Raw genomic sequence first — 19,938 nt, forward strand, 5'->3', positions numbered from 1 at the left:
ATGAGTGAACAACCATTGACGATATTGGCAATCGGAGGACATGTCGGGGATATGGAATTGACGGCTGGCGGGGTGCTGGCTTCCCACTCGCTTAAAGGCGACAAGATCGTAACACTTGCGCTTACGGCGGGGGAAAGAGGCGTTCCGGCCGGGCAGGATATGAAGGAATACCGCAAACAGAAAGTGTCCGAGGCCGCGGAATTCGCGGAAATGCTCGGCGGCGAATCGATCGTGTTCGACATTCCCGACGGAGAGTTGGCCAACAACGAGGACATGCGATACCGGGTCTGCGATGTTATCCGTAAAGTGCGGCCAAATGTCATCATAACTCACTTCAAAAACAGCATGCACAAAGACCATATGACGACGCATCTTATTGTGAATGACGCGCGTTTTTTTGCCGGCCTTGCTTCTTTTGAACGGGAAAACCCTGCACATTTCGCTTCCAGGCTGTATTATGCGGAAAATTGGGAGGATGCGGTGGATTACAAACCGTACGTATATATCGATTTCGACCAGGAGGCTTATGATCTGTGGGTGAAGGCGGTGTCCCGGCACTGGTTCGTGACGGGAAGCAAGTCGTTCCCTTATCTGGAGTATTACAAGCATCTGGCTAGAGTCCGCGGGATCGAGGCGCGGAAAACGTATGCTGAAACATTTATGATTCCGGCGGAAACGATGCGCGTCCTAAAGACCGAATTATGAGAGTTGAAAACGGGGCTGACCGTATCGTAGACTATTCCAAGTTGTTCAAAGGCAAAAAGATCGGTCTGATCACCGCTCCCACCGGACTCACCGCCGACCTTGTATCCACGATTCAAATTTTCAAGGAGAACTTTCATTTGGCGGCATTGTTTTCGCCGGAGCATGGAGTCCGGGGGAATCTGGCCGCCGGGGCGGAGGTGGAGACCTATCAGGATCCGCTCACCGGAGTACCGGTCTACAGCATGTACCGTAAGGATTCCAAACGGATGACGCCGGAAATGCTGGACGAGGTAGACCTGGTAGTCTACGATATTCAGGATGTGGGCGTTCGTTATTATACTTTTATTTATTCGATGCTGTATGCGTTAGAGGATTGTGCTCAAGCCGGCAAACCATTCGTTGTTCTTGACCGCATCAATCCGTTGGACGGCGTCACGGTGGAGGGCAATGTGCTCAAACCGGGCTATGAATCTTTTATAGGGAACTTCCCGCTTTGCGTGCGATACGGTTTAACGCCCGGCGAAGTCGCCGGGATGGTGAATGACAGGATGGGCTGGAATGCCGATTTACATGTCGTTCCTTGCAAGGGGTGGGAGCGAAGCCAGCTCTTTCCGGAGACCGGACGGATCTGGATACATCCATCGCTAAACATTCCACGATTTGAGACCGCCTTGCTGTACGGAGGCACCTGCCTGTTTGAGGGGACTAATTTGTCGGAGGGACGAGGGACGACGTTCCCGTTTGAAATGATCGGGGCTCCGTTTATCGAACCGGAGCGGCTGGCGGATGAAATGAACGGCTTGGATCTGCCTGGAGTAAAGTTTCGCCCGGTTTATTTTACGCCGACGACGTCCAAGTTCCAAGGGGAGCTATGCGGAGGCGTTCAGCTTTATGTGACGGATCTCCGGGCGTTTCATGCCGTAGAAACCGGAGTTACACTGATGTATACGATCAAACGGAACTATCCGGAATTTAGCTATTTGCCTCCAATCCGGGTCAATTCCCGCCCGTTTATCGATCTGTTGTGCGGAGATAGGTTGTATAGGGAAGGGACCATGGATTTGCCGGAGTTATTGGAATCATTCCGTGAGGAGAGCCGGATCTTTTCCCTGGAAAAGAAGAAGTATCATCTATATTAACTGTGTGTTCAAAAAGTCGACTTTTTGAAGAACCTCTGGAAAGGGGGAGCGGCGATGAGAGACGGGATAGATGCCAGAGGCTCTACCCCTGGAGAAGGGAAGATGGAATCGAACGGTGATATAAAGATAAATCCCCAACCTGAGCATGCCGTGAAATATGTAGCGGGTTTGGATGGAGGCGGCACCAAAACGAACATAGTGGTCGCAGACGAGCAGGGAAAGGTACTCAACGCCTTTACTTCTGGCGCTTTGAACCTCAACGGAGAGGATCACGAACGGGTGCGCCAAAATTTGCTCGAGATTCTGTCATCCATCTCGAAGCTTTGCGGCGGCTTGGATTATTGCGTGTATATTTGTATCGGTGCGGCGGGCATCAGCCATCCGGAAGCGAGAGCGCGATTGACGAATGCGGTCAGAGAGAGCGGCTACCACGCCGGACTGACCTTGGTCGGCGATCATGAGGCGGCTCTCTACGGCGCGTTGGAGAATCCGTACGGCATGATTCTGATCGCGGGCACCGGCTCGATCTGCTACGGAGTGAACGAGCGGGGGATTTCTCACCGTACCGGCGGCTTCGGCCACCTCATCGACGATGAGGGGAGCGGCTATAGCATTGGCCGGGAGATACTTAGTGCCGTCGTCAAGGCGCATGATGGACGGATTCCTCCGACTTTGCTTGAAGAAATGGTCACAAGACAGCTTCGGATTCCGGAGGATTCCGATCCTGTGCGGGCGTTGGTGGGTTTCATTTATGACAAGAACCGAAACAAGCGAGACATCGCCGCGTTAGCCCCGCTTCTGAACGAAGCGTGCGCCCTTGGCGATGAGGCGGCGATCGGCATCGCTCACTCCAGCGCAGAGTCTTTGTCCGACCTGGTCGTACCGGTGGCCGAACGGCTATCCTTGCAGGAGGGCCGGCTCGCATTCGCCGGCAGCGTGCTGCTGCACAATACTTATGTGCAGTCCGCATTGCGTGAAAGACTGGCCCGGCGTTATCCGCGCCTGGACATGGATTTGCCGCGGCATGATGCGGCATGGGGTGCAGCGATGATGGCCTTGAGCTTGAAATAAATAAATATAAACTTCAATAAAAAGCCGCCTTTTACGGACGTACCGGAAAGGCGGCTTTAGTTCGTTATTAAGGGGCCGAAGGTGTCGCCGCTAATCAAGGATTGTGTCTTACAAGGCTCGATTCAACAAATCCATGATATGCACGGCTTCCATTCGATCCTCCAAGCCTGCGCGGATAATGCCTTGCTTCATTTGCAGCAGGCAGCCGGGATTGGAAGTGACGATGATGCGTGCTTGCGTTGCTTCGGCATGAACCATTTTACCGTCCAATATTTGCATGGACATCTCGTATTGGGTCAGATTATATGTGCCGGCCGAGCCGCAGCAGCTGTCGGCCTGCCTCATTTCTATCAGGTCGAGACCGGGAATGCTGCGCAGCAGCTCCCGGGGCTGGGTGCGTATGCCTTGGCCATGAGCAAGATGACAGGAGTCCTGGTAAGTAACCCGCGCAGGGAACGGTTTGGTGAAGGACAGCGGCGGCAGCTCCACCAAAATTTCCGAAGCATCGCGGTTCGCGAGCGCAAATCGATTCGCCCGTTCTTCCCAGGCCGGATCGCCCCGGAACCAATGGCCGTATTCTTTCAAGGCCGCTCCGCAGCCCCCGGCATTGTTGACGAGGTAATCGACGCCGGAGCGCTCGAAGGCCTCGATGTTTGCTTTAGCAAGCTCCTTGGCGCCGGCCATTTCGCCGGAATGGGCATGCATGGCCCCGCAGCAGCCTTGATCCTTGATGAACACGACATCGCAGCCGGCCTTCGTCAGCAGACGCGCCGTGGCTTCATTTGTCTCATAAAATAATATATCCATGAGACAACCCGTGAACAGGCCGACGGTCATCGTATTTGGCGTTTCCGCCGGCATCACGGTTTGGCGTTTGGACCGTTTCCATGGCGAAGCAACGCGGGAAACAGCCTGCTGCATTTCCGCCATCGGCCCGGGCAACACCCGGATCAGCCCCGTGCGGCTCGCAAGCTTTTGCAGACCCAAGGCCTGTGCGCTCCAAAGTAAAGTCCCGAGCCGTTTGACCCGTTTGGGATAAGGGAACAGATGCCGGAACACCAAGCTTCTCACCGCCGACGGTTTCCCGTCAGCATGATGATGGTCCTGCACGACTTCGCGAGCTGTTTCGAGCAGCCCGCCATATGGGACGCCAGCGGGACATGCCGTCTCGCAGGCCCGGCAGCCCAGACAGGCGTTCATGTTGTGCTCAAACTCTGCGTCAACGGGCAGTTGCCCGCTTGCTACCCCCTTCATCAGGGCAATGCGCCCCCGGGGGCTATACGTTTCCAGTCCGGTTTGAGCATATGTCGGACAAGCGGGAAGACAGAAACCGCAGTGCATGCAGTTCAAGATTTCGTCCATATTGAACTTTGCAAGGACAGGTCCGGTTCCGGCGATGTCTTTATGACCTGTGTTCATCTCTTCACCACCAGTCTGCGGCGTTCGCTGCGCGCGAAGATTTTGCCGGGGTTCATAATCTGATGGGGATCAAAAGCCTCTTTGATCCGTTGCATCAATTCGATTCCGGCTTCGCCGGTCTTCAGATGAAGGTACTTCATTTTGGCGAGTCCGACGCCGTGTTCGCCGGTTATCGTTCCCCCGAATGAAATGGAAGCGCGGAAAATCTCTTCAAACGCCAATTCCACCCGGGCAATTTCCTCGGGGTTTCGCTCATCGGTCATGCAGGTTGGATGCAGATTTCCGTCTCCGGCATGGCCGAAGGTGCAAATTTGCAATCCGTACTTCACCGCAACCCGCTCCACCTCGGCGACGATATCGGCAAGGCGGGAGCGGGGGACGGTGGCATCCTCCATAATCGTCGTCGGTTTCAGACGAGACAGAGCGGACAAAGCCGCACGCCTTGCCGTCAGCAGCTTTGCTCCCTCCTCCGGGGTAGCGGCGATCTCAACGCTTGCGGCTCCGTTTAAGGCTGCAATTTCGGCGATTCTGGCAATATCGCGCCTGACAAGCTCCTCCGGTCCGTCCTGTTCAATCAATAACATGGATTTCATATGGAGCGGAAGGCCCAGCTTGGCAAAGTCATCGACGACCTGCATCGTTCCTTGGTCCATGAATTCCATGGTAGCCGGAATAATTCTGGAAGCGATTACATTTTCAACCGTTCTGGCTGCGTCTACCAGATTCGTAAAATAAGCGACAAGAGTGCGTTTGCTTTCCGGCAAAGGAATGAGCTTCAATGTAATCTCAGTAATGACGGCAAGCGTTCCTTCGGAGCCGACCAGCAGCCGGGTTAAATCATAGCCGGCAACGTCCTTGACGTTTTTCCCGCCGCAACGCATAATTTCCCCGGATGGCAGCACATATTCGAGACCCATGACATAGTCCTTGGTCACTCCGTATTTCAGGCCGCGCATGCCGCCAGCGCATTGTGCTACATTTCCGCCAAGCGTGGATATTCGCATACTTCCGGGATCCGGCGGATAGAACAGGCCAAGACTTTCCACGGCTTGATGGAAATCGGCGGTAATCACGCCAGGTCCGACGGTCGCGGTCATATTTTTAACGTCGATTTCATGGATTTGATTAAGACGGTTCAAATTGAGGACGATTCCTCCTTCAACCGGAATGGTGCTTGCGGCAAGATTGGTGCCGGAACCCCGCGGAATGACGGGTATGCGATGTTCGTCGGCCAGCCGGAGAATTTCGGAAACCTCACCGGTATTGGCCGGATGAACGACCGCCTCGGGCATGGACTGAAACATAGGGGTGGCGTCATAGGAATAGGCATATAGCTCGTTCGGAGTATCCCGAACCCACGATTCTCCTGAGATGGAGACAAGCTTGCTTCTGATTTCCGGTGTGATCATCTGTACATTCCCTCCCGGATAATGATAGAATAAGTCTTAATTAAACAGGTCATCTGATGAATTTGAACTCACTTTACCATTATTTAAAGGGAATGTATAGATAGTTATTTAAAATTTTTATTACTTATAGGGAACAGCCGGAAAGGAACTATAGAGATGGATTTAAGTAAAAAAAATGTAGATATCGTAACCGAGGAATTGCAGAGAATTATTGAATCCGGTCTGGTTAAGCCGGGGGAAAAGCTCGACACGATCGAGAATATGGCGGTCCGTTATCGCGTAGGACGTTCTACGGTACGAGAAGCAATCAGTCATTTGAAAGCCCGGGGCCTGATCGAAACGAAACAAGGCGGCGGCACCTTCGTGAAGGCACAGGCGCTGGAATCGATCCAATCGCGGAAGATCAATGATCGGCAAGAGCTGATTCAGTTGCTTCAGGTGCGTAAAATCGTGGAGGTGGGAAGTATCGAACTGGCGGCTGAGTTTCGGACCGATAAGGATCTGGAGGAGCTGGGTGCGATTGTCCGCCATATGGAAGACGCTATAGGAAATGAAGAAATGAGCCAGGTCTATGACGTGAATTTTCATCTTGCCATTGCGAGAGCAGCGCAAAATAAGATGCTGGAAGGGATGATGGAAAGCGTCTCCGACATGATGTTCCGCACGATGCGGGATACCCGTAGCTTATGGATGTTCAGTGAGCAGGAATCCGCCCGCCGTTTGTTCCAGGAGCATCAGCAAATGTTCCAGGCCATAGCGGACCAAAACAAAAGTGATGCCGCTAAAATTATGAAGCTTCATTTGGCCAAAGCCGGGAAAGAAATGATGAGCGGCATGAAAATTTGAGCAGATGATGTGGCTATAAATTTATGCGGTGTAATTGAATTGACGAAGGGGAAATGAATTATGGAGAATCAAGGAACAATTACAATTGACGGTTATCCGTTGACCTATCTCATAGAGGGGGAAGGCGTCCCGGTGATGGTCATCGGAAGCGCGGCCTACTATTCCCGTTTGTTTTCTAAAGAGCTCAGAAATAGCGTAAAACTGATATTTATCGATCACCGGGGTCATGCCCCGTCTCCAGCGGACACGGAGCTTATGGCACCAGAAGCTCTGCTGGATAAAGTGCTGGACGATATCGAAACGATCCGCAATGATTTAGGGCTGAAAGATTTCGTCATAGCCGGGCATTCGGGCAATGCGTTCCTTGCCGTGGAGTATGCGCTCAAATATCCGGCTGAGGTCCGGCAAGTCGTGCTGCTGAATACCGCCACCAGCAATAGTGCTGAGAGGCAGCAACAAAGCATTAATTTTTTTGAGCAGACCGCATCCTCTGAACGCAAGCACCGGTTTGAACAAGAATTCGCTCTCTTACCTGCTGATATCGAACGCGAGCCTGAAAGGCGATTTGCCCATATGTGTATCCGGTTCGGAGCGCACAGCTTTTTTGATTACGACTTTGACGCTACTTCTATGTGGGATGGAGTATATACGAATATGCCGATCCTTGATACTCTATGGGGCGAAGCTTTCGCGCAGCTGGATCTTCGGAAACGTCTAGGCGAATTACATACTCCAGTCTTTTTAGCTCTCGGCCGGCATGATTATCTCGTGGGTCCGTATACTTTGTGGGATGGGGTGGAGGATAAATACCCCAATATCCGCAAAGTGTTGTTTGACCGCAGCGGACATAATCCGATGATGGAGGAGCCGGAGCTATTCGATGCCGAGCTTAAGGAATGGCTTTGTTCCTTGAACGGCCAAGGTTCATAATCTTGTTCTTTTCCGCCTTCATGTTACACTAAAGAGTGACCATGGAGAAGGAGACTGACAAGATGGAATACGAGGACATGACATTTAAAATCCCCCAGGAAAGTCCCGACTATGAAGAGCAATCGAACTTCGTCGTCAAAAATATCGAGGCGGTTATAGCAGACAGCATCGAGAAGAACACGAACAAAATCGTTCTGAATACGAGTCTGAAGCTGGGCTTGCCTCTTGAAAATATTAATAAAATCGCCGGTCCGATGATCGAAGCGTGGGCAGCGGAAATTTTTACGGATGTCCGTGACGACCTGAACAATCCGTATCATCTTATTAATGTCGATGCGCAGCCCCGGCTCGGGATGGCGGATATCGTGCTGCAATTCAAACAGGACGAAACGGTTTATACAGGAAACGTTGACGTGAAGGCAACCGCCGGGGACATACCAAAGTCGGGCCGAGGGCCGAATATTACGTCTTTTTCACGAATTAGAACCGCTTATGTGGATGACCCGGATTTTATGTTCATCATTCTAAGTCTGAAGCACAAAGTGTACTCGGTCAGAAATGAAGAGACGTTCCTGATGGATGGCATTATGGAAATCACCGATTATAACGCCTATGATCTCAAATTTATCAGCGATGGGGATATTAGCTATAATCCTGCGCTCGGCTCCGGACAAATTCAGATTAAGGATATCCACTACATCACTTACCAGCACAGAACGACCTGGGAATTTTGCCAGCTGCTGGACGCCAAATATTTGCGCAGTTCCCGCAGAACGATGGACGACTGGTACAGGGAGGCCACGAAATTCAAATGGATAAAGAACTGAGACTGGATGCCATTTGCGGAGACAGCTTGCAGGTTATGAGAGAGATGGAGCCCGAATCCGTAGATCTCATCGTGACGGACCCGCCCTATAACCTTTCCAAAGACTATGGAAATACGAAGGACAATCTGGAATTTGACGAATATCTGGATTTCTCCAGAGCATGGCTAACCGAAGCTAAACGGATTCTGAAAAAAGACGGGACGATCTACGTGTTCATGGGTGTAAGATACATTTCTTATATCTATGCCATTCTTGAAAGGGAGCTCGGCTTCGAGTTCAACTCGTGGATTACCTGGTATTATACCCAGGGGATCGGAAAGACGAAGGGCTTCAGTCCGCGCCATGACGATATTCTCATGTTTACGAAGAGTAAGAAGTTTAACTTTTATCTGGACCAGGTTCGTGTGCCGCAAAAATATTATCGAAGCATCAACAACATGCGGGGGGCGAATCCGGGGAATGTATGGGAATTCAGTCATGTGCATTATTGTCAGACGAGCCGTCAGCCCCATCCGACCCAGAAGCCGGAGGGCTTATTTGAAAGGATGATCCTGGCCAGTTCGAAAGAAGGGGATACGGTGCTCGATCCGTTCGTGGGAAGCGGGACCGCGCTTCGGGTTTGTCAGCAAACCGGCAGAAACGGTATCGGTATCGACATCAACCGGGAATATATCGAAATGGCGAGCGAACGGCTGAATCTGGAGTTTAACGGGTTCGACAGTATCGATGACCGGTTCGAGCGGGTTCCCAACGACCTGAATGAACGAGAAATCCGCCGGGAGTATATCCGCAATCATATCGAATGGTTTTTGGAGCATCATCGGGGTTCGCTGGATACCTTCGTCGATTCGGTCAAGGAGAAGTATGGACATAAGATGGATGCCGAGGAATTGAAGGAGCTGGAGAGCCTGGTCCGACAAAATCCGAAGCCTGCCAATAAGCAGCATTTGAAAATCCGGAGTGATAAGCCGGGAAAGGAGCAGGTTGAGCAACTTGAGTTTTTGTGAACAGAAAAGGGTCTTCCGGAATGAAATGAACCGGAAGACCCTTTTTGATCTGTTAGATTATTTTACCCGTTTGCCAAGCAGAATCAGGAGCCACACGAACCCGGCGCCCAGAATCGTATGACCGAGTCCGGCGATATGCGGCAGGAAGCTGATATCGGTTCCGTTAATTTGCAGCATCCCGCGGGTCGCCATGGCCCCGATCGTAATCAACAGGCCTAAATTATATACGATATACCAGGCGTTAAAAGATTTGGCCTCATGGACTTGAAAAAGTTTGCCTAAGATCAAGGTTATGAGGAAGAACAAAAATCCCAGCACTAGAATATGCGTATGAAGCGCAACCAGGATCGTATCGCCGGTAAAATCACTGTGCTTCGTAATCTCGCGGTAGGATATTCCTGCGAGCAAACCGAGAATGGCGTAAAAAAATGAGGCGTAATATAGTTTTTTCATGTCGCTTCTGTCCCCTTCTTGAATTTCTTCTTGATCCAAGCATAGCAAGCAAATAAGAACGGAATATGAACGGATGATTACATTTGGAGGTTGCGCCGTAATTTGCGATAATAGAGAAGTATAAACATTACTTTGATTATGCCGGGAGAGGATTAAAGGATGTCTGAATCGATGGTAAGGCAGTTTTGGCCGGGATGGAAAGGACCCATCAAGGAAGGCGATAGCGGCTGGAACAATACAACCCGTTATATTGAAAATAAAGGACGCAACTGTGTGCTGCGGATTTACGAGACTCATCGGGACCGCGAGAAAATAGAGTTTGAGCACGAAATACTGGCTCGCCTGCAGGAGATCCCGCTCAGCTTCCAGGTCCCTTTTCCCGTTAGAACGCCGGAAGGGGACAGCATTATCCGGATGGAAGACGGCAGCGGCCGGTTTGCCTGCCTGTTCGAATATATCGAGGGAGTACGACCGCAGCATGAGGGATTTGTCGCTGCCCATTCATTTGGACAAGCGGCTGCGGAGTTGGTCGAAGCTTTAAAGACGGTCAATACCGATTTGGCTCCCTCATACCGACCATACTATGAACTGCATCAATCTTATCCGATTTGCGATTACGAAACGGTCCGTAAATTTTGCGAGCATCCTCCGGAGGCATTCCGGGAACAGCATGACGCTATTCTTGTATTGGGTGAAGCCTATGACAAAATCTGCGACCGTCTCGAGGATTTAAGAAACTTGCCCCATCAACTGGTGCACGGTGATCTAAATCCGTCGAATCTGCTGGTATATGAGGATCATCCGGAAGAAATCGCTGCGCTGCTGGATTTCGAATTCTGTACAAGAGATGTAAGAGCCATGGAACCGGCCGTCGTGATCTCGGATCTGCTTGGTTACGGAGATAAGCGCGAGAATATCCGGCAATTTTGCGAAGGCTTCGGCAAACGGCTGCGTCTGAAAACCGAAGAAATCGCTAATATTCCGAGTCTTATCCGTTTGAGAAAAGTGGATGTATTTCTTCATTTCCTGAGCCGGTATTTGAAAGGGACGGACGGCCCCGCAGTACTCAAATCCCAAGTTGAATCGCTGGCAGCCGAGTTGGAAGAGCTGAAACGGGATGAAATCTGGATCCGCGAAATCTTAAGGGAACATTTGTTGGACCGGTTAGGATTGGATTAATTGTTTAAAAGGAGGGGCTCACTACGGTTCCTTTTTGCGGCATTGGAACGGTGTCCGTCCCCTCAAAATAAAGCGGAAGCCCCTCAGCCAATACGGGATGCGGCGTCAAGACCGGATTTTGGCGCTGATGATGAATATGCAAATGCGGTTCCGAGGTGGAGCCGCTGTTGCCGACTCGTCCTAAAAGATCACCGGTTTGTACATGATCTCCTATTTTGACTGTCAGACTATTCTGTTTCAAATGATTAAGGAGCAAGTAGGTGCCGGTTTCATCGAGCTTTAGATAGACGTGATTTCCTTCCATGGAGAGAAATGACTCGCTCCCCGGCTCTATATCGTGTTCTTCATCATAGGCGGCAATGACAATCCCCGACGCCGGAGAAAGGATTTCTTGATTCCATATTCCGTAATCCTCCGGGTTGTGGCTTCCTGTGTTGAAAGGCTCCATGACGAGGTCATAGGCCCAGCGTTCGGATGCCCAAGTGATGTGAGGCAAGTTCGTATTGAGGGAATCACCACCCCAACCGACAACTGTTTTTCCGGCAAACGGCCAGTTTACGGTAACCGAGGGCTGAGCATTTTGAATACGTGACGGGTACGGTAATTGTATGATGTTCATAAGCAATAACAAATGGAGGCTTAGGAGGATTGCGGCAATGAAGCCGATCCTTCTTTTTTTCGTGCTTTTCTTTTTGATGACATTTATGACCCACAGAGTAACATTCAAAAGCAAATAGGCTATACCTAAAATGGGGATGACCATTTTGAGTGAGAACCATGCATAGGCGCGCGGTAACCCAGCCCCGGCGTAAACGAAGATCCATGTCAAAATAAGAACGGTAAACATGGCGGCATTCATAAGACCTATTTTTTTAAGTAGTTTCATAAGTAGGAAACAACTCCTGTCCGTTATATGTAAAACTCTATCACTACTGATAGACGATGAGGAGAGGGGCAAACCCTGCATCCGCATAAATATATCACCCAGTTGTTCGGTGACCAGCTTCCGGTAATATGGTAATGGAAAGGCCCTTTTTGCTTTTCATGGAATAGGGTTGGGGCTATAATGTTCCTGAAAGATTTGATTGGGAGAGTAGGAAACCTGCGATGAAAGACAAATTAAATAGCCTTCCTTCATCACCGGGGGTATACCTGATGAAAGATTACCATGGGGGCGTTATTTATGTCGGCAAATCCAAGAACCTGAAGCAAAGAGTGCAGTCGTATTTTTATAAATCAAAGTCCCATTCCAATAAGGTTAAACGGATGGTCAGCCAAATCAAGGATCTGGAGTACAGGGTGACGGACACGGAGTTTGAAGCCTTTATGCTGGAATGCAAATTAATCCATGAAATCAAGCCCGTATATAATAAGAAGATGAAAAACCCGCTCGGTTATACTTATATCCTGATCCATGCCGGGAAGGGACTTAGGAGCATTGAAGTGACGAACGTTTTGCCGGCAAACGAGACTCCTGTCTGTTTTGGACCTTATACGGCCAACAGGACACGGTCGAAAAGGCGGTGCAAGGCATTCGGGATTGCTTTAAAATTGCGTGCAATCAATCCGGCTTCAGCGGTTCACCTTGTCTGAACCATTCGCTGGGCTTGTGTTTGGGAATGTGCGCAGGCGGGGAAGCGGAGGTCAAGGAATATAACGAGATCCTGGATCGTATCATTTCCCTGTTAGATGGTACTGACAGAGGGCTGTATACGGAAATGGTGAAGCGTATGCAGGACGCTGCCGAGAGATTCGATTTTGAGGCTGCGGCGAAGTACAGGGATCAGCTCGATACAGTAAATTACCTGTTGAATAAGGAAAAGGTCATCGGCTTTACCGAAGAAAATAGAAACATCGTCATTACTGAAAAATTGGATGATAATACCGTCAAGCTCTTTTTGGTTAAACGAAATCGGGTGCTTATTAGTAAGAAGATTAACTTGCAAGTTCATCCGTCTCCTGAAGTACTGATTAAGGAACAAACAGAGTTAATCCTATCCTGTTTCAGGGAAGACCCCGAGACAGCCGCTGCTTGTTCCGGTGACATTACCCGCGACGAAATCGATGAAGCTCAAATCATATATAGCTACCTGCAAGGCAGTTCCTGCAATTACTTCCATCTCCCCCAGGAATGGATAGATTCGCAGGACATTGCCGGAATCGAAGAGGCACTGATTAACTTGTAAATCATTTCCTTGACTGCTGAATGTATAATGAGAACAGGTAAATTTAGTAAGGAGGGTAACATGAATCATTATCCGAACGAAATTCAGGATTTTCATGACACGGTATTAAAATTAAGAGGAATTACAGGCATTGAAAGCGGGGTAGACAATTTAGAGCCAATCGATTCGGTCATGCTGGGATTTCCTCCGTTTGCCCATCTGCCCCATGGAGCCCTTCTGCGGACCAACGGCGGATTGGAGAATGAAGTATTGATCCAGTTTGAGCTGGAGACCGATTATTCATTGGATAGCTTGCATTCCATTGAATTTCTGGCCTGGTTCGTTCGGGATTCCGCAAGGGGAGGAACGGCTATTCAATTAAGACCTTTTGCCCTGCCGCCGGATTCTCCGCATGGAAGACAACTCGGAACGTCTCTGAAATATCACTTGGATCTGTTTGTCGGCGGGATCGAAGAGTCACTGGAACCGGCATATGAAATCCTTCGTAAGCTGACCCAATCCCTTGAATTGGCGATTACGTTATATGAGATTCCTATTAAATAAGAATGATAACTGGGGGAGAAAAGATGAAACAAACGAAGACAAAAGGTCATCCGATTCTATTTTCGCTTATGCTGGGCATTTTATTAACCTTCCTCGTCGCAGCTGCATCTGCGGTGGCAACGATCATGGAGCTCGGGGACAGAGGGATCATGATTGCCCAGGGCGGTGCCTTCTTGATTATGGCGATCATCGTGACCTTGTATATGAACAAGAAAAGTAGAACTTGGGCAAGCTTTGGATTTATCAAACATGATCTTCGAAAAGGAAAAGCGACGCTCTATTATATCCCGCTGCTGATTATTGCGGTTGTTCAGCCGATCATGGGCGGCTTTAATCTGAAACTAACGTTCTTGGATATTCTCATCATTTTGGTCTTTTCGCTGATTGTCGGTTACACGGAAGAGTCGGTCTTCAGAGGCATTATGCGGGAAAAGCTGCAGCATAAAGGCAGGGTGTTCTACATAGTTTTCTCAGCTCTGGTTTTCGGAATTTTACATATGGCCAATGCGCTGAACGGTACCAATATCATATATATCCTTCTGCAAGTCATTAATGCCCTGCTGATCGGCTTCATTCTTGCGCTGCTGATCGAAACCTCCGGTAATATTGTCCCTTTGATCGTTTTCCATTTCTTGTTCGATGCGCTCGCTCAAATGACGAGCAACGCTCTTTTGGATCAAGAGGTGCTTGTAGTTTCGATTTTGAATATCCTGTACTTGTGTTACGGTGTTTATCTGGTTTACGGTTTCATAAACAGAAAAAAGACGGGTTCCATGAATCTGCAAATTTGAGGTGATCAACGATGAAAGACTTCAGATATGAAATTGTGTCCATCAATACGGGTAAGCCTAAACCGCTGCCTTATCAAAACAAAGAAGTGTCGAGCGGGATTTTCAAGATTCCGGTCACTGAACCGTTGTTTCTGTCGGAGGTAAATTTCGATGGGGACGGGCAGGCGGATTTAGTGCATCATGGCGGGCGAGACAAAGCCGTATGCGTGTATCCGCACGAGCATTACTCTCACTGGGAGAATGTATTGAATACCGCTTTGGAATTCGGAGCATTCGGAGAAAACCTGACTACGCGCGGATTGCTGGAAGACGAGGTCTGTATCGGTGATATATTTCAGTTAGGGGAAGCTACCGTTCAGGTCAGTCAACCCCGGCAGCCTTGTTACAAACTATCCGCCAGATACGGCGCGCCTGATATGCCTCTACAAATTCAGGAGACCGGCTTCACCGGGTTTTACTTCCGGGTTCTGAAGGAAGGAATGGTATCTCAAACGGATGGCCTGACTTTGGTAACGCGCCATCCTCAGGGAATAACCCTTTCCTTTGCCAACCGGATCATGCATCAGGGGAAGGACCGGTTCGAGGACATGAAGAAAATTTTGGAGGTAGCGGAACTCTCGGAAAGCTGGAAAGCTACTTTTCTGAAACGGCTCAAAGGTCATGAAGACAGCAACCGGGAGAGATTGACCGGTCAAATCGAGTAGACAAGGGTTTACAATCCGGCGGGGCGGGATTAATGCTCCCGCCGGAGAAGAAACGGCGCGATGAACTGCCGGAATACATCTCCGGGGAATTGCGCTTTTTTTCGTTTATCATCGGTCAGAACAACTACGATCTCAAGCGAGGGAATGACATGAATAAACTGCCCTCCGAACCCCCGTGCATAGAAGTAATCGAAAGAAGCCTCCGAAGTATTCTCCGCTTCCAAGGTATACGAATCCGCCCACCAGTGCCAACCATAAGCCCCGCGACGGGGAGCTTCCACGTGAATAGCAGGTTGAACCGACCGTAAGGCCAGGTCTTTTGAGATGAGTTGTTGATTTTCCCATGAACCCTGGTTCAAATAGAGCTGCCCGAATTTCAACATATCCGACGGACGCAGCCATAATCCGAAGCCCCCGGTATGAATGCCTTGAGGGTCTTGTTCCCATTTGTAAGACTCAATGCCGAGCGGACCGAACAAATTCATCTCGGCAAACCGGGCTATTGGCATGCCTGAGGCTTGTACGAGAATGGCGGACAACAGCTGCGAGACCCCGGAGTTGTACTCCATTCTGCTCCCCGGGGCATCGCGCAGCGGTTGATCCAGCACAAATTGTACCCAATCGGGCGTACGGGTCATCCGTGGAAAAGAGTTAGCGCCGCCAAATTCGGTCCACTCCAAGCCGGCTGTCATCGTTAAGAGGTGATGCAGCGTCATTTCCCGGTAACGGGGATCCTCTTTCGCGGCAAGCTGCGGAAAAAATGTGCTGATCGTGGTGTCGGCTTGCGGAAGCAACCCCTGATCCATGGCGATACAGATGAGAGCGGATAATATGCTTTTGGTGCATGAATTGGTTTTCGCAATTTTCGATGCCGTGTCCTGATCCCTATAATGCTCATAGATAATTTCGCCTTTTTTGCTTATTAAACAGCTTCTAAGATCCAAAGGGGAAATACCCGAAGTCAGTGTTTGTAAGTTCATATGATCCTTCCTTTATATGAGTGTTCAAAAAGTCGGCTTTTCAGCACCGAGAAGGTTGGATGAAGGAGGGACTGAGGAGCGGAGCGTAGGCAAAACCTACGTGAGCACCGGAAGGCCCGCCTGAATTCAAGATTCGATGTCGGATATGCAACCTAATGTACTTCGTGATCAAAAGATGACTTTTTGAACAACCTCTTTAATTCAAATCTGCCGATATGCTGTCCGGTTCAATTATGATCAGTTTACTTTAATTTTCGAAGAGCAACAAACCCGACGTGCAAATCCGGAGTGATGAATGATTGAATGACCAATGTAGAGTGAGCTACAATAAGTATTGTAAAGGAGGGGATACAGATGGAGAGAATCCAATCGCAAGAACAGTTCAATGAACTGATTCAGAGAGACCAATTTACGGTAGTGAAATTTGATACGACATGGTGCCCGGATTGCAAAAATCTGGACCGGTTTATCGGGGGCATTATCGAGAAACATGATGACAAGGACTTTTACGCAATGGATGCGGAGGAGTTCCAACCGCTTGCGGAAGCCAATGAGGTTCGCGGGATCCCTAGTTTGCTGGTATACAAGAACGGGGAAAAAGTAGGGCATTTGCACAGCAAGTTCGCGAAGACGCCAACTCAAGTGAACGAATATCTGGAGGCTTTGGAAGCCCAGAAATAATGAAAGACGAAACAAACCGGACCGCCTCTATTATCGAGGCGGTCTTTGATGTTTATGGAGGAAACTGGACTTTGAGAAATTGAATTGACGTAAACTCAAGCGTACTACTATTATTAGTTAGATAGTGGAAACGGTTTATTTCTACAATGCCCCGGAGGACTAACTATGCGTACATACTGGATATGGTTTGGTATCCTATGCCTCATCTGGATATGCGGACTTTTGCATGGATCACCGGATCATTCGGTGTCACCTACGAGAATTTTAGGCAGTGCTCTGTTTTTTACGGCATATTTCATATTACCTCTCCTGCGCAGCAGGCCGATCTTGTTGACGATCAACCTGATAGCCGGTTCTTGGCTGGCTATTATCGTTTTATGGCCGGAAATGAACGGCATCTTCAATCCGTATACACTTCTGATCCTGTCTATGCTCGCGGGAAATGCTGTATACACCTTACCATCTATCCATGCGAGCGTTCTCGGCATGACTCAAATCTTAGGCGTATTTATCCCCGGCATTTTAGGCTATCCTTCATTACCTCCTATGTATATTGCTCTATACGCTGTTCTACATTTACTTGCGTTCATCCTATTCCGAACCTTATGGCAGCGGACTGAATCTACGGAAGCGCGCAATGAAGCATTGTTAAGCGAGTATCGAAAATTAAAGCGGCGAATTGCATCGGATGAGGAATCTGCGCGGCGGGAAGAACGGGCTCAAGTCGGCCGGGATATTCATGATTCCGTTGGACATAAGCTGACGGCCTTAGTCATGCAATTGGAAGTATTTCGCATGCGTAATGATATGGAGCCGGAGGTGCAAAATCATGTCCAAAAGCTGAAACAACTGGCGCAGGAAAGCCTGCAGGAAACAAGGAGTGCAGTCAAAACTTTGCAAGCCGACGAGCCCGGCGGATTGCCTGCCATCATGAGATTAATTCGTAAACTCGAAGCGGATAGCATGATCAAAATTCACTTTACGGTCAAGCACGGAGCGTTCAATGCCCCACTCTCAAACAATCAGTCTATTGCGGTTTATCGTGCCGTTCAGGAGGCTTTAACGAACATTATGAAGCATAGCAGGTCGCGGGAGGCCGAAGTGATATTCGAGGCGCCAGGGGGCAGTGTGTTCCGGTTTGAGATTGGCAACCCTGGAGTGCCGGATGCTAAGTTCCGGGAAGGATTCGGATTAACATCCATGCGGGAGCGAATTGAGAAATGTAACGGAAGACTTGAAGTAATAGCGAACCGTGACCGTTTCATCGTACGCGGCACATTGCCGCTGAATGGAATCCAAATACATACCGTCGATGGGGAGACTAGCTGATGATTAGGATATTGCTTGCCGAGGATCAGGCTATGGTTCGACAAGGCTTGAAAATGATGATTGAGACGGACCCTGAACTGTGTGTAACCGTGGAAGCCGGAAATGGGAAAGAAGCGGTTGAATTGAGCGAGAGGCACCTCTTCGATCTTGCCATTCTCGACATCCAGATGCCGTTCATGAGCGGATTGGAGGCCGGGCGAATCATCCGCAAACGTTGGCCTGACCGGAAGGTGCTTATTTTGACGACGTTTAACGATGACGAATATGCCCTGGAGGCTCTTAAAAGCGGGGCGAGCGGATACTTGCTGAAGGATGCCGAACCCGAGGCGCTGATACGTTCTATTCGAAGCTGTATGTCGGGAGGGATGGCGATACAAGAGGATGTCGCGGCAAAAGTGATTCCTCGCCTGTTGCAGGGAGCGGGGGAATCCGCGAAGGCCGTCGATTCATCCATAACCCCGCGTGAGCTTGATATTCTGAAGCTGGTGGGAGAAGGCCGCAGTAACCGGGAGATCGCGGAGGAGCTTGGTTTGTCAGTAGGAACCGTAAAGAATCATATGAGTCAAATCATGGATAAGCTGGATTTGCGTGACCGTACCCAAATGGCCATTTATGCCATTCGCCACAATGTCGTATAGATAAGATATCGTAACAGCGTTACAAGGATCATACATGACTCAAGTCATGGTTATAGAAGGAATGAATGACGGAGGGCAGTGGGAGCACTGTCTTTTTCCATATATACTTGCGAGTAGCTAATACAGGTTCTTACTCAGTTTGGGGAGGATGATGAAATGCTGGAAGCAGTAGAATTACGCAAGGTATTTAAAGGTAAAACCGCGGTTGATCATGTGAGCCTTTACTTGGATGAAGGTGAATCCGTCGGCTTGCTGGGACCGAACGGAGCGGGAAAATCGACGACGATATCGTTGATATCCTCCTTGCTGGCACCGAGTTCCGGTGACGTAAGGCTGAATGGAAACAGTGTCATTGCGAAGCCGCAGCAGTTGCGGGAAGTTATCGGAGTTGTACCTCAGGAGATAGCTCTTTATGAAGCGCTTAGCGCCTACGAAAATTTGAAGTTTTTTGGACGGATCTACCGCTTGCAAGGTAAACAACTGGAAATGAAAATTCAGGAGTTGTTAGAGGTGATAGGCCTGAGAGACCGGCAGAAAGAGCTGATTAAAACTTATTCGGGAGGGATGAAGAGACGGGTTAATATAGCTGCAGCCCTGATGCATGATCCTAAATTCGTCATCATGGATGAGCCGACCGTGGGGATCGATCCACAGTCCCGCAATCATATTTTGGAGACGGTAAGACTGTTAAACCGCGAAAAGGGGACGACGGTTTTGTATACCAGCCACTATATGGAAGAGGTTGAGCAGCTTTGCAGCCGGGTCTACATTATGGATCACGGACGTATTATCGCGGCCGGCACAACCGAAGAACTGCGCCGCATCCTGTCCGGAGAAGATACGTTACTGCTTCAGCTTGATAAGCCTGACGAAAAGTTAGCTCAGGAACTTCGTGAGCTGGAGCCGGTCAGACAAGTAGAAGAGATGGATAGCGGGTTAAAGTTAATCGTTACCAAGCAGAGTCATCTTCTATCCGAAGTTGTGCAAGCCGCTGAACGGCACCGGGTGCAAATCATCAATATCCACGTACAGACACCGACGCTGGAGGATGTATTCCTGCATCTGACCGGACGAACTTTGAGAGATTAGGGAGGGAGTCGC

At 49.5% G+C, this 19,938-nt stretch carries 22 protein-coding genes; 17 read left to right on the plus strand and 5 right to left on the minus strand.

Features of this window, described 5'->3' with window-relative positions; translation table 11 throughout:
* Genes KJS57_RS12580 through KJS57_RS12590 form a run of 3 tightly spaced genes read left to right on the plus strand, consistent with a single transcriptional unit; the run spans window position 1 to window position 2,915 of the window.
* Entirely contained in the window at window positions 1-705 is a 705-nt protein-coding gene (locus KJS57_RS12580) for a PIG-L deacetylase family protein (protein WP_211020763.1), read from the plus strand.
* Window positions 702-1,844 carry an exo-beta-N-acetylmuramidase NamZ family protein gene (locus KJS57_RS12585; RefSeq protein ID WP_213655053.1) on the plus strand — a complete coding sequence of 381 codons (1,143 nt, stop codon included), beginning with the start codon at window positions 702-704 and terminating at the stop codon, window positions 1,842-1,844. Before KJS57_RS12580 ends, KJS57_RS12585 begins: the two co-directional genes overlap by 4 nt.
* A gap of 54 nt (window positions 1,845-1,898) precedes the next feature.
* Entirely contained in the window at window positions 1,899-2,915 is a 1,017-nt protein-coding gene (locus KJS57_RS12590; protein WP_306434220.1) for a BadF/BadG/BcrA/BcrD ATPase family protein, read from the plus strand.
* 108 nt (window positions 2,916-3,023) lie between these two features.
* Here KJS57_RS12590 and KJS57_RS12595 read toward each other — a convergent pair whose 3' ends face one another.
* Both KJS57_RS12595 and KJS57_RS12600 read right to left on the minus strand, forming a co-directional pair.
* Window positions 3,024-4,334 (minus strand): (Fe-S)-binding protein, encoded by a 1,311-nt coding sequence (locus KJS57_RS12595; protein WP_213655054.1) that lies wholly within the window; start codon window positions 4,332-4,334, stop codon window positions 3,024-3,026.
* Window positions 4,331-5,743 (minus strand): FAD-binding oxidoreductase, encoded by a 1,413-nt coding sequence (locus KJS57_RS12600; protein ID WP_213655055.1) that lies wholly within the window; start codon window positions 5,741-5,743, stop codon window positions 4,331-4,333. The genes KJS57_RS12595 and KJS57_RS12600 overlap by 4 nt, the downstream gene beginning before the upstream one ends.
* 156 nt (window positions 5,744-5,899) lie before the next feature.
* On the opposite strand from KJS57_RS12600, the gene KJS57_RS12605 reads away from it, so the two are divergent.
* The 4 genes from KJS57_RS12605 (at window position 5,900) to KJS57_RS12620 (ending at window position 9,353) form a co-directional block, all read left to right on the plus strand.
* A complete protein-coding gene (locus KJS57_RS12605; protein WP_213655056.1) occupies window positions 5,900-6,589 on the plus strand; it encodes a FadR/GntR family transcriptional regulator in 690 nt (229 codons plus the stop codon).
* Window positions 6,590-6,649: 60 nt separating this feature from the next.
* Entirely contained in the window at window positions 6,650-7,519 is an 870-nt protein-coding gene (locus KJS57_RS12610; RefSeq protein ID WP_213655057.1) for an alpha/beta fold hydrolase, read from the plus strand.
* 62 nt (window positions 7,520-7,581) lie between these two features.
* A complete protein-coding gene (locus tag KJS57_RS12615) occupies window positions 7,582-8,346 on the plus strand; it encodes a hypothetical protein (protein WP_211020757.1) in 765 nt (254 codons plus the stop codon).
* Window positions 8,331-9,353, plus strand: coding sequence for a DNA-methyltransferase (locus KJS57_RS12620; RefSeq protein ID WP_213655058.1), 1,023 nt, complete (start codon window positions 8,331-8,333; stop codon window positions 9,351-9,353). Before KJS57_RS12615 ends, KJS57_RS12620 begins: the two co-directional genes overlap by 16 nt.
* 57 nt (window positions 9,354-9,410) lie before the next feature.
* Here KJS57_RS12620 and KJS57_RS12625 read toward each other — a convergent pair whose 3' ends face one another.
* Window positions 9,411-9,806, minus strand: coding sequence for a DUF2871 domain-containing protein (locus tag KJS57_RS12625; RefSeq protein ID WP_211020755.1), 396 nt, complete (start codon window positions 9,804-9,806; stop codon window positions 9,411-9,413).
* Between the two features lie 159 nt (window positions 9,807-9,965).
* On the opposite strand from KJS57_RS12625, the gene KJS57_RS12630 reads away from it, so the two are divergent.
* Entirely contained in the window at window positions 9,966-10,985 is a 1,020-nt protein-coding gene (locus KJS57_RS12630; protein WP_211020754.1) for a phosphotransferase, read from the plus strand.
* A 4-nt stretch (window positions 10,986-10,989) separates the two neighbouring features.
* Here KJS57_RS12630 and KJS57_RS26445 read toward each other — a convergent pair whose 3' ends face one another.
* On the minus strand, window positions 10,990-11,958 hold the full coding sequence (locus tag KJS57_RS26445; protein ID WP_244861513.1) for a M23 family metallopeptidase: 969 nt from the start codon (window positions 11,956-11,958) through the stop codon (window positions 10,990-10,992).
* Between the two features lie 182 nt (window positions 11,959-12,140).
* Here KJS57_RS26445 and KJS57_RS26450 point away from each other — a divergent pair, with 182 nt between their 5' ends.
* From KJS57_RS26450 to KJS57_RS12655, 5 genes are read left to right on the plus strand one after another with little or no spacing between them, the layout of a single operon-like run.
* The gene (locus KJS57_RS26450; RefSeq protein WP_244861514.1) at window positions 12,141-12,578 is read left to right on the plus strand and encodes a GIY-YIG nuclease family protein; all 438 of its coding nucleotides are present in this window, start codon (window positions 12,141-12,143) and stop codon (window positions 12,576-12,578) included.
* Window positions 12,509-13,171: a UvrB/UvrC motif-containing protein gene (locus tag KJS57_RS26455; RefSeq protein WP_505870954.1), complete on the plus strand. Its 663-nt coding sequence runs from the start codon at window positions 12,509-12,511 to the stop codon at window positions 13,169-13,171. Before KJS57_RS26450 ends, KJS57_RS26455 begins: the two co-directional genes overlap by 70 nt.
* A gap of 60 nt (window positions 13,172-13,231) precedes the next feature.
* Window positions 13,232-13,714: a hypothetical protein gene (locus KJS57_RS12645; RefSeq protein WP_211020752.1), complete on the plus strand. Its 483-nt coding sequence runs from the start codon at window positions 13,232-13,234 to the stop codon at window positions 13,712-13,714.
* Window positions 13,715-13,737: 23 nt separating this feature from the next.
* Window positions 13,738-14,505, plus strand: a complete 768-nt coding sequence (locus KJS57_RS12650; protein WP_211020751.1) for a CPBP family intramembrane glutamic endopeptidase — start codon at window positions 13,738-13,740, stop codon at window positions 14,503-14,505.
* An 11-nt stretch (window positions 14,506-14,516) separates the two neighbouring features.
* A complete protein-coding gene (locus KJS57_RS12655; RefSeq protein WP_213655059.1) occupies window positions 14,517-15,209 on the plus strand; it encodes an MOSC domain-containing protein in 693 nt (230 codons plus the stop codon).
* Between the two features lie 29 nt (window positions 15,210-15,238).
* On the opposite strand, the gene KJS57_RS12660 is transcribed toward KJS57_RS12655, so the two are convergent.
* Window positions 15,239-16,189: a serine hydrolase domain-containing protein gene (locus tag KJS57_RS12660; protein ID WP_213655060.1), complete on the minus strand. Its 951-nt coding sequence runs from the start codon at window positions 16,187-16,189 to the stop codon at window positions 15,239-15,241.
* Between the two features lie 354 nt (window positions 16,190-16,543).
* Between KJS57_RS12660 and KJS57_RS12665 the strand changes: the two genes are divergently transcribed.
* From KJS57_RS12665 to KJS57_RS12680, 4 genes are all read left to right on the plus strand, one after another.
* Window positions 16,544-16,870, plus strand: a complete 327-nt coding sequence (locus tag KJS57_RS12665) for a thioredoxin family protein (RefSeq protein WP_213655061.1) — start codon at window positions 16,544-16,546, stop codon at window positions 16,868-16,870.
* A gap of 327 nt (window positions 16,871-17,197) precedes the next feature.
* A complete protein-coding gene (locus KJS57_RS12670; RefSeq protein ID WP_244861515.1) occupies window positions 17,198-18,199 on the plus strand; it encodes a sensor histidine kinase in 1,002 nt (333 codons plus the stop codon).
* Window positions 18,199-18,837 (plus strand): response regulator, encoded by a 639-nt coding sequence (locus tag KJS57_RS12675; RefSeq protein ID WP_213655063.1) that lies wholly within the window; start codon window positions 18,199-18,201, stop codon window positions 18,835-18,837. Before KJS57_RS12670 ends, KJS57_RS12675 begins: the two co-directional genes overlap by 1 nt.
* Window positions 18,838-18,993: 156 nt before the next feature.
* Window positions 18,994-19,926 (plus strand): ABC transporter ATP-binding protein, encoded by a 933-nt coding sequence (locus KJS57_RS12680; protein ID WP_213655064.1) that lies wholly within the window; start codon window positions 18,994-18,996, stop codon window positions 19,924-19,926.
* Window positions 19,927-19,938 lie beyond the last annotated feature (12 nt).

Origin of the sequence: Paenibacillus vini (assembly GCF_018403325.1) — a bacterium.
GTDB classification, from domain to species: Bacteria; Bacillota; Bacilli; order Paenibacillales; family Paenibacillaceae; genus Fontibacillus; species Fontibacillus vini.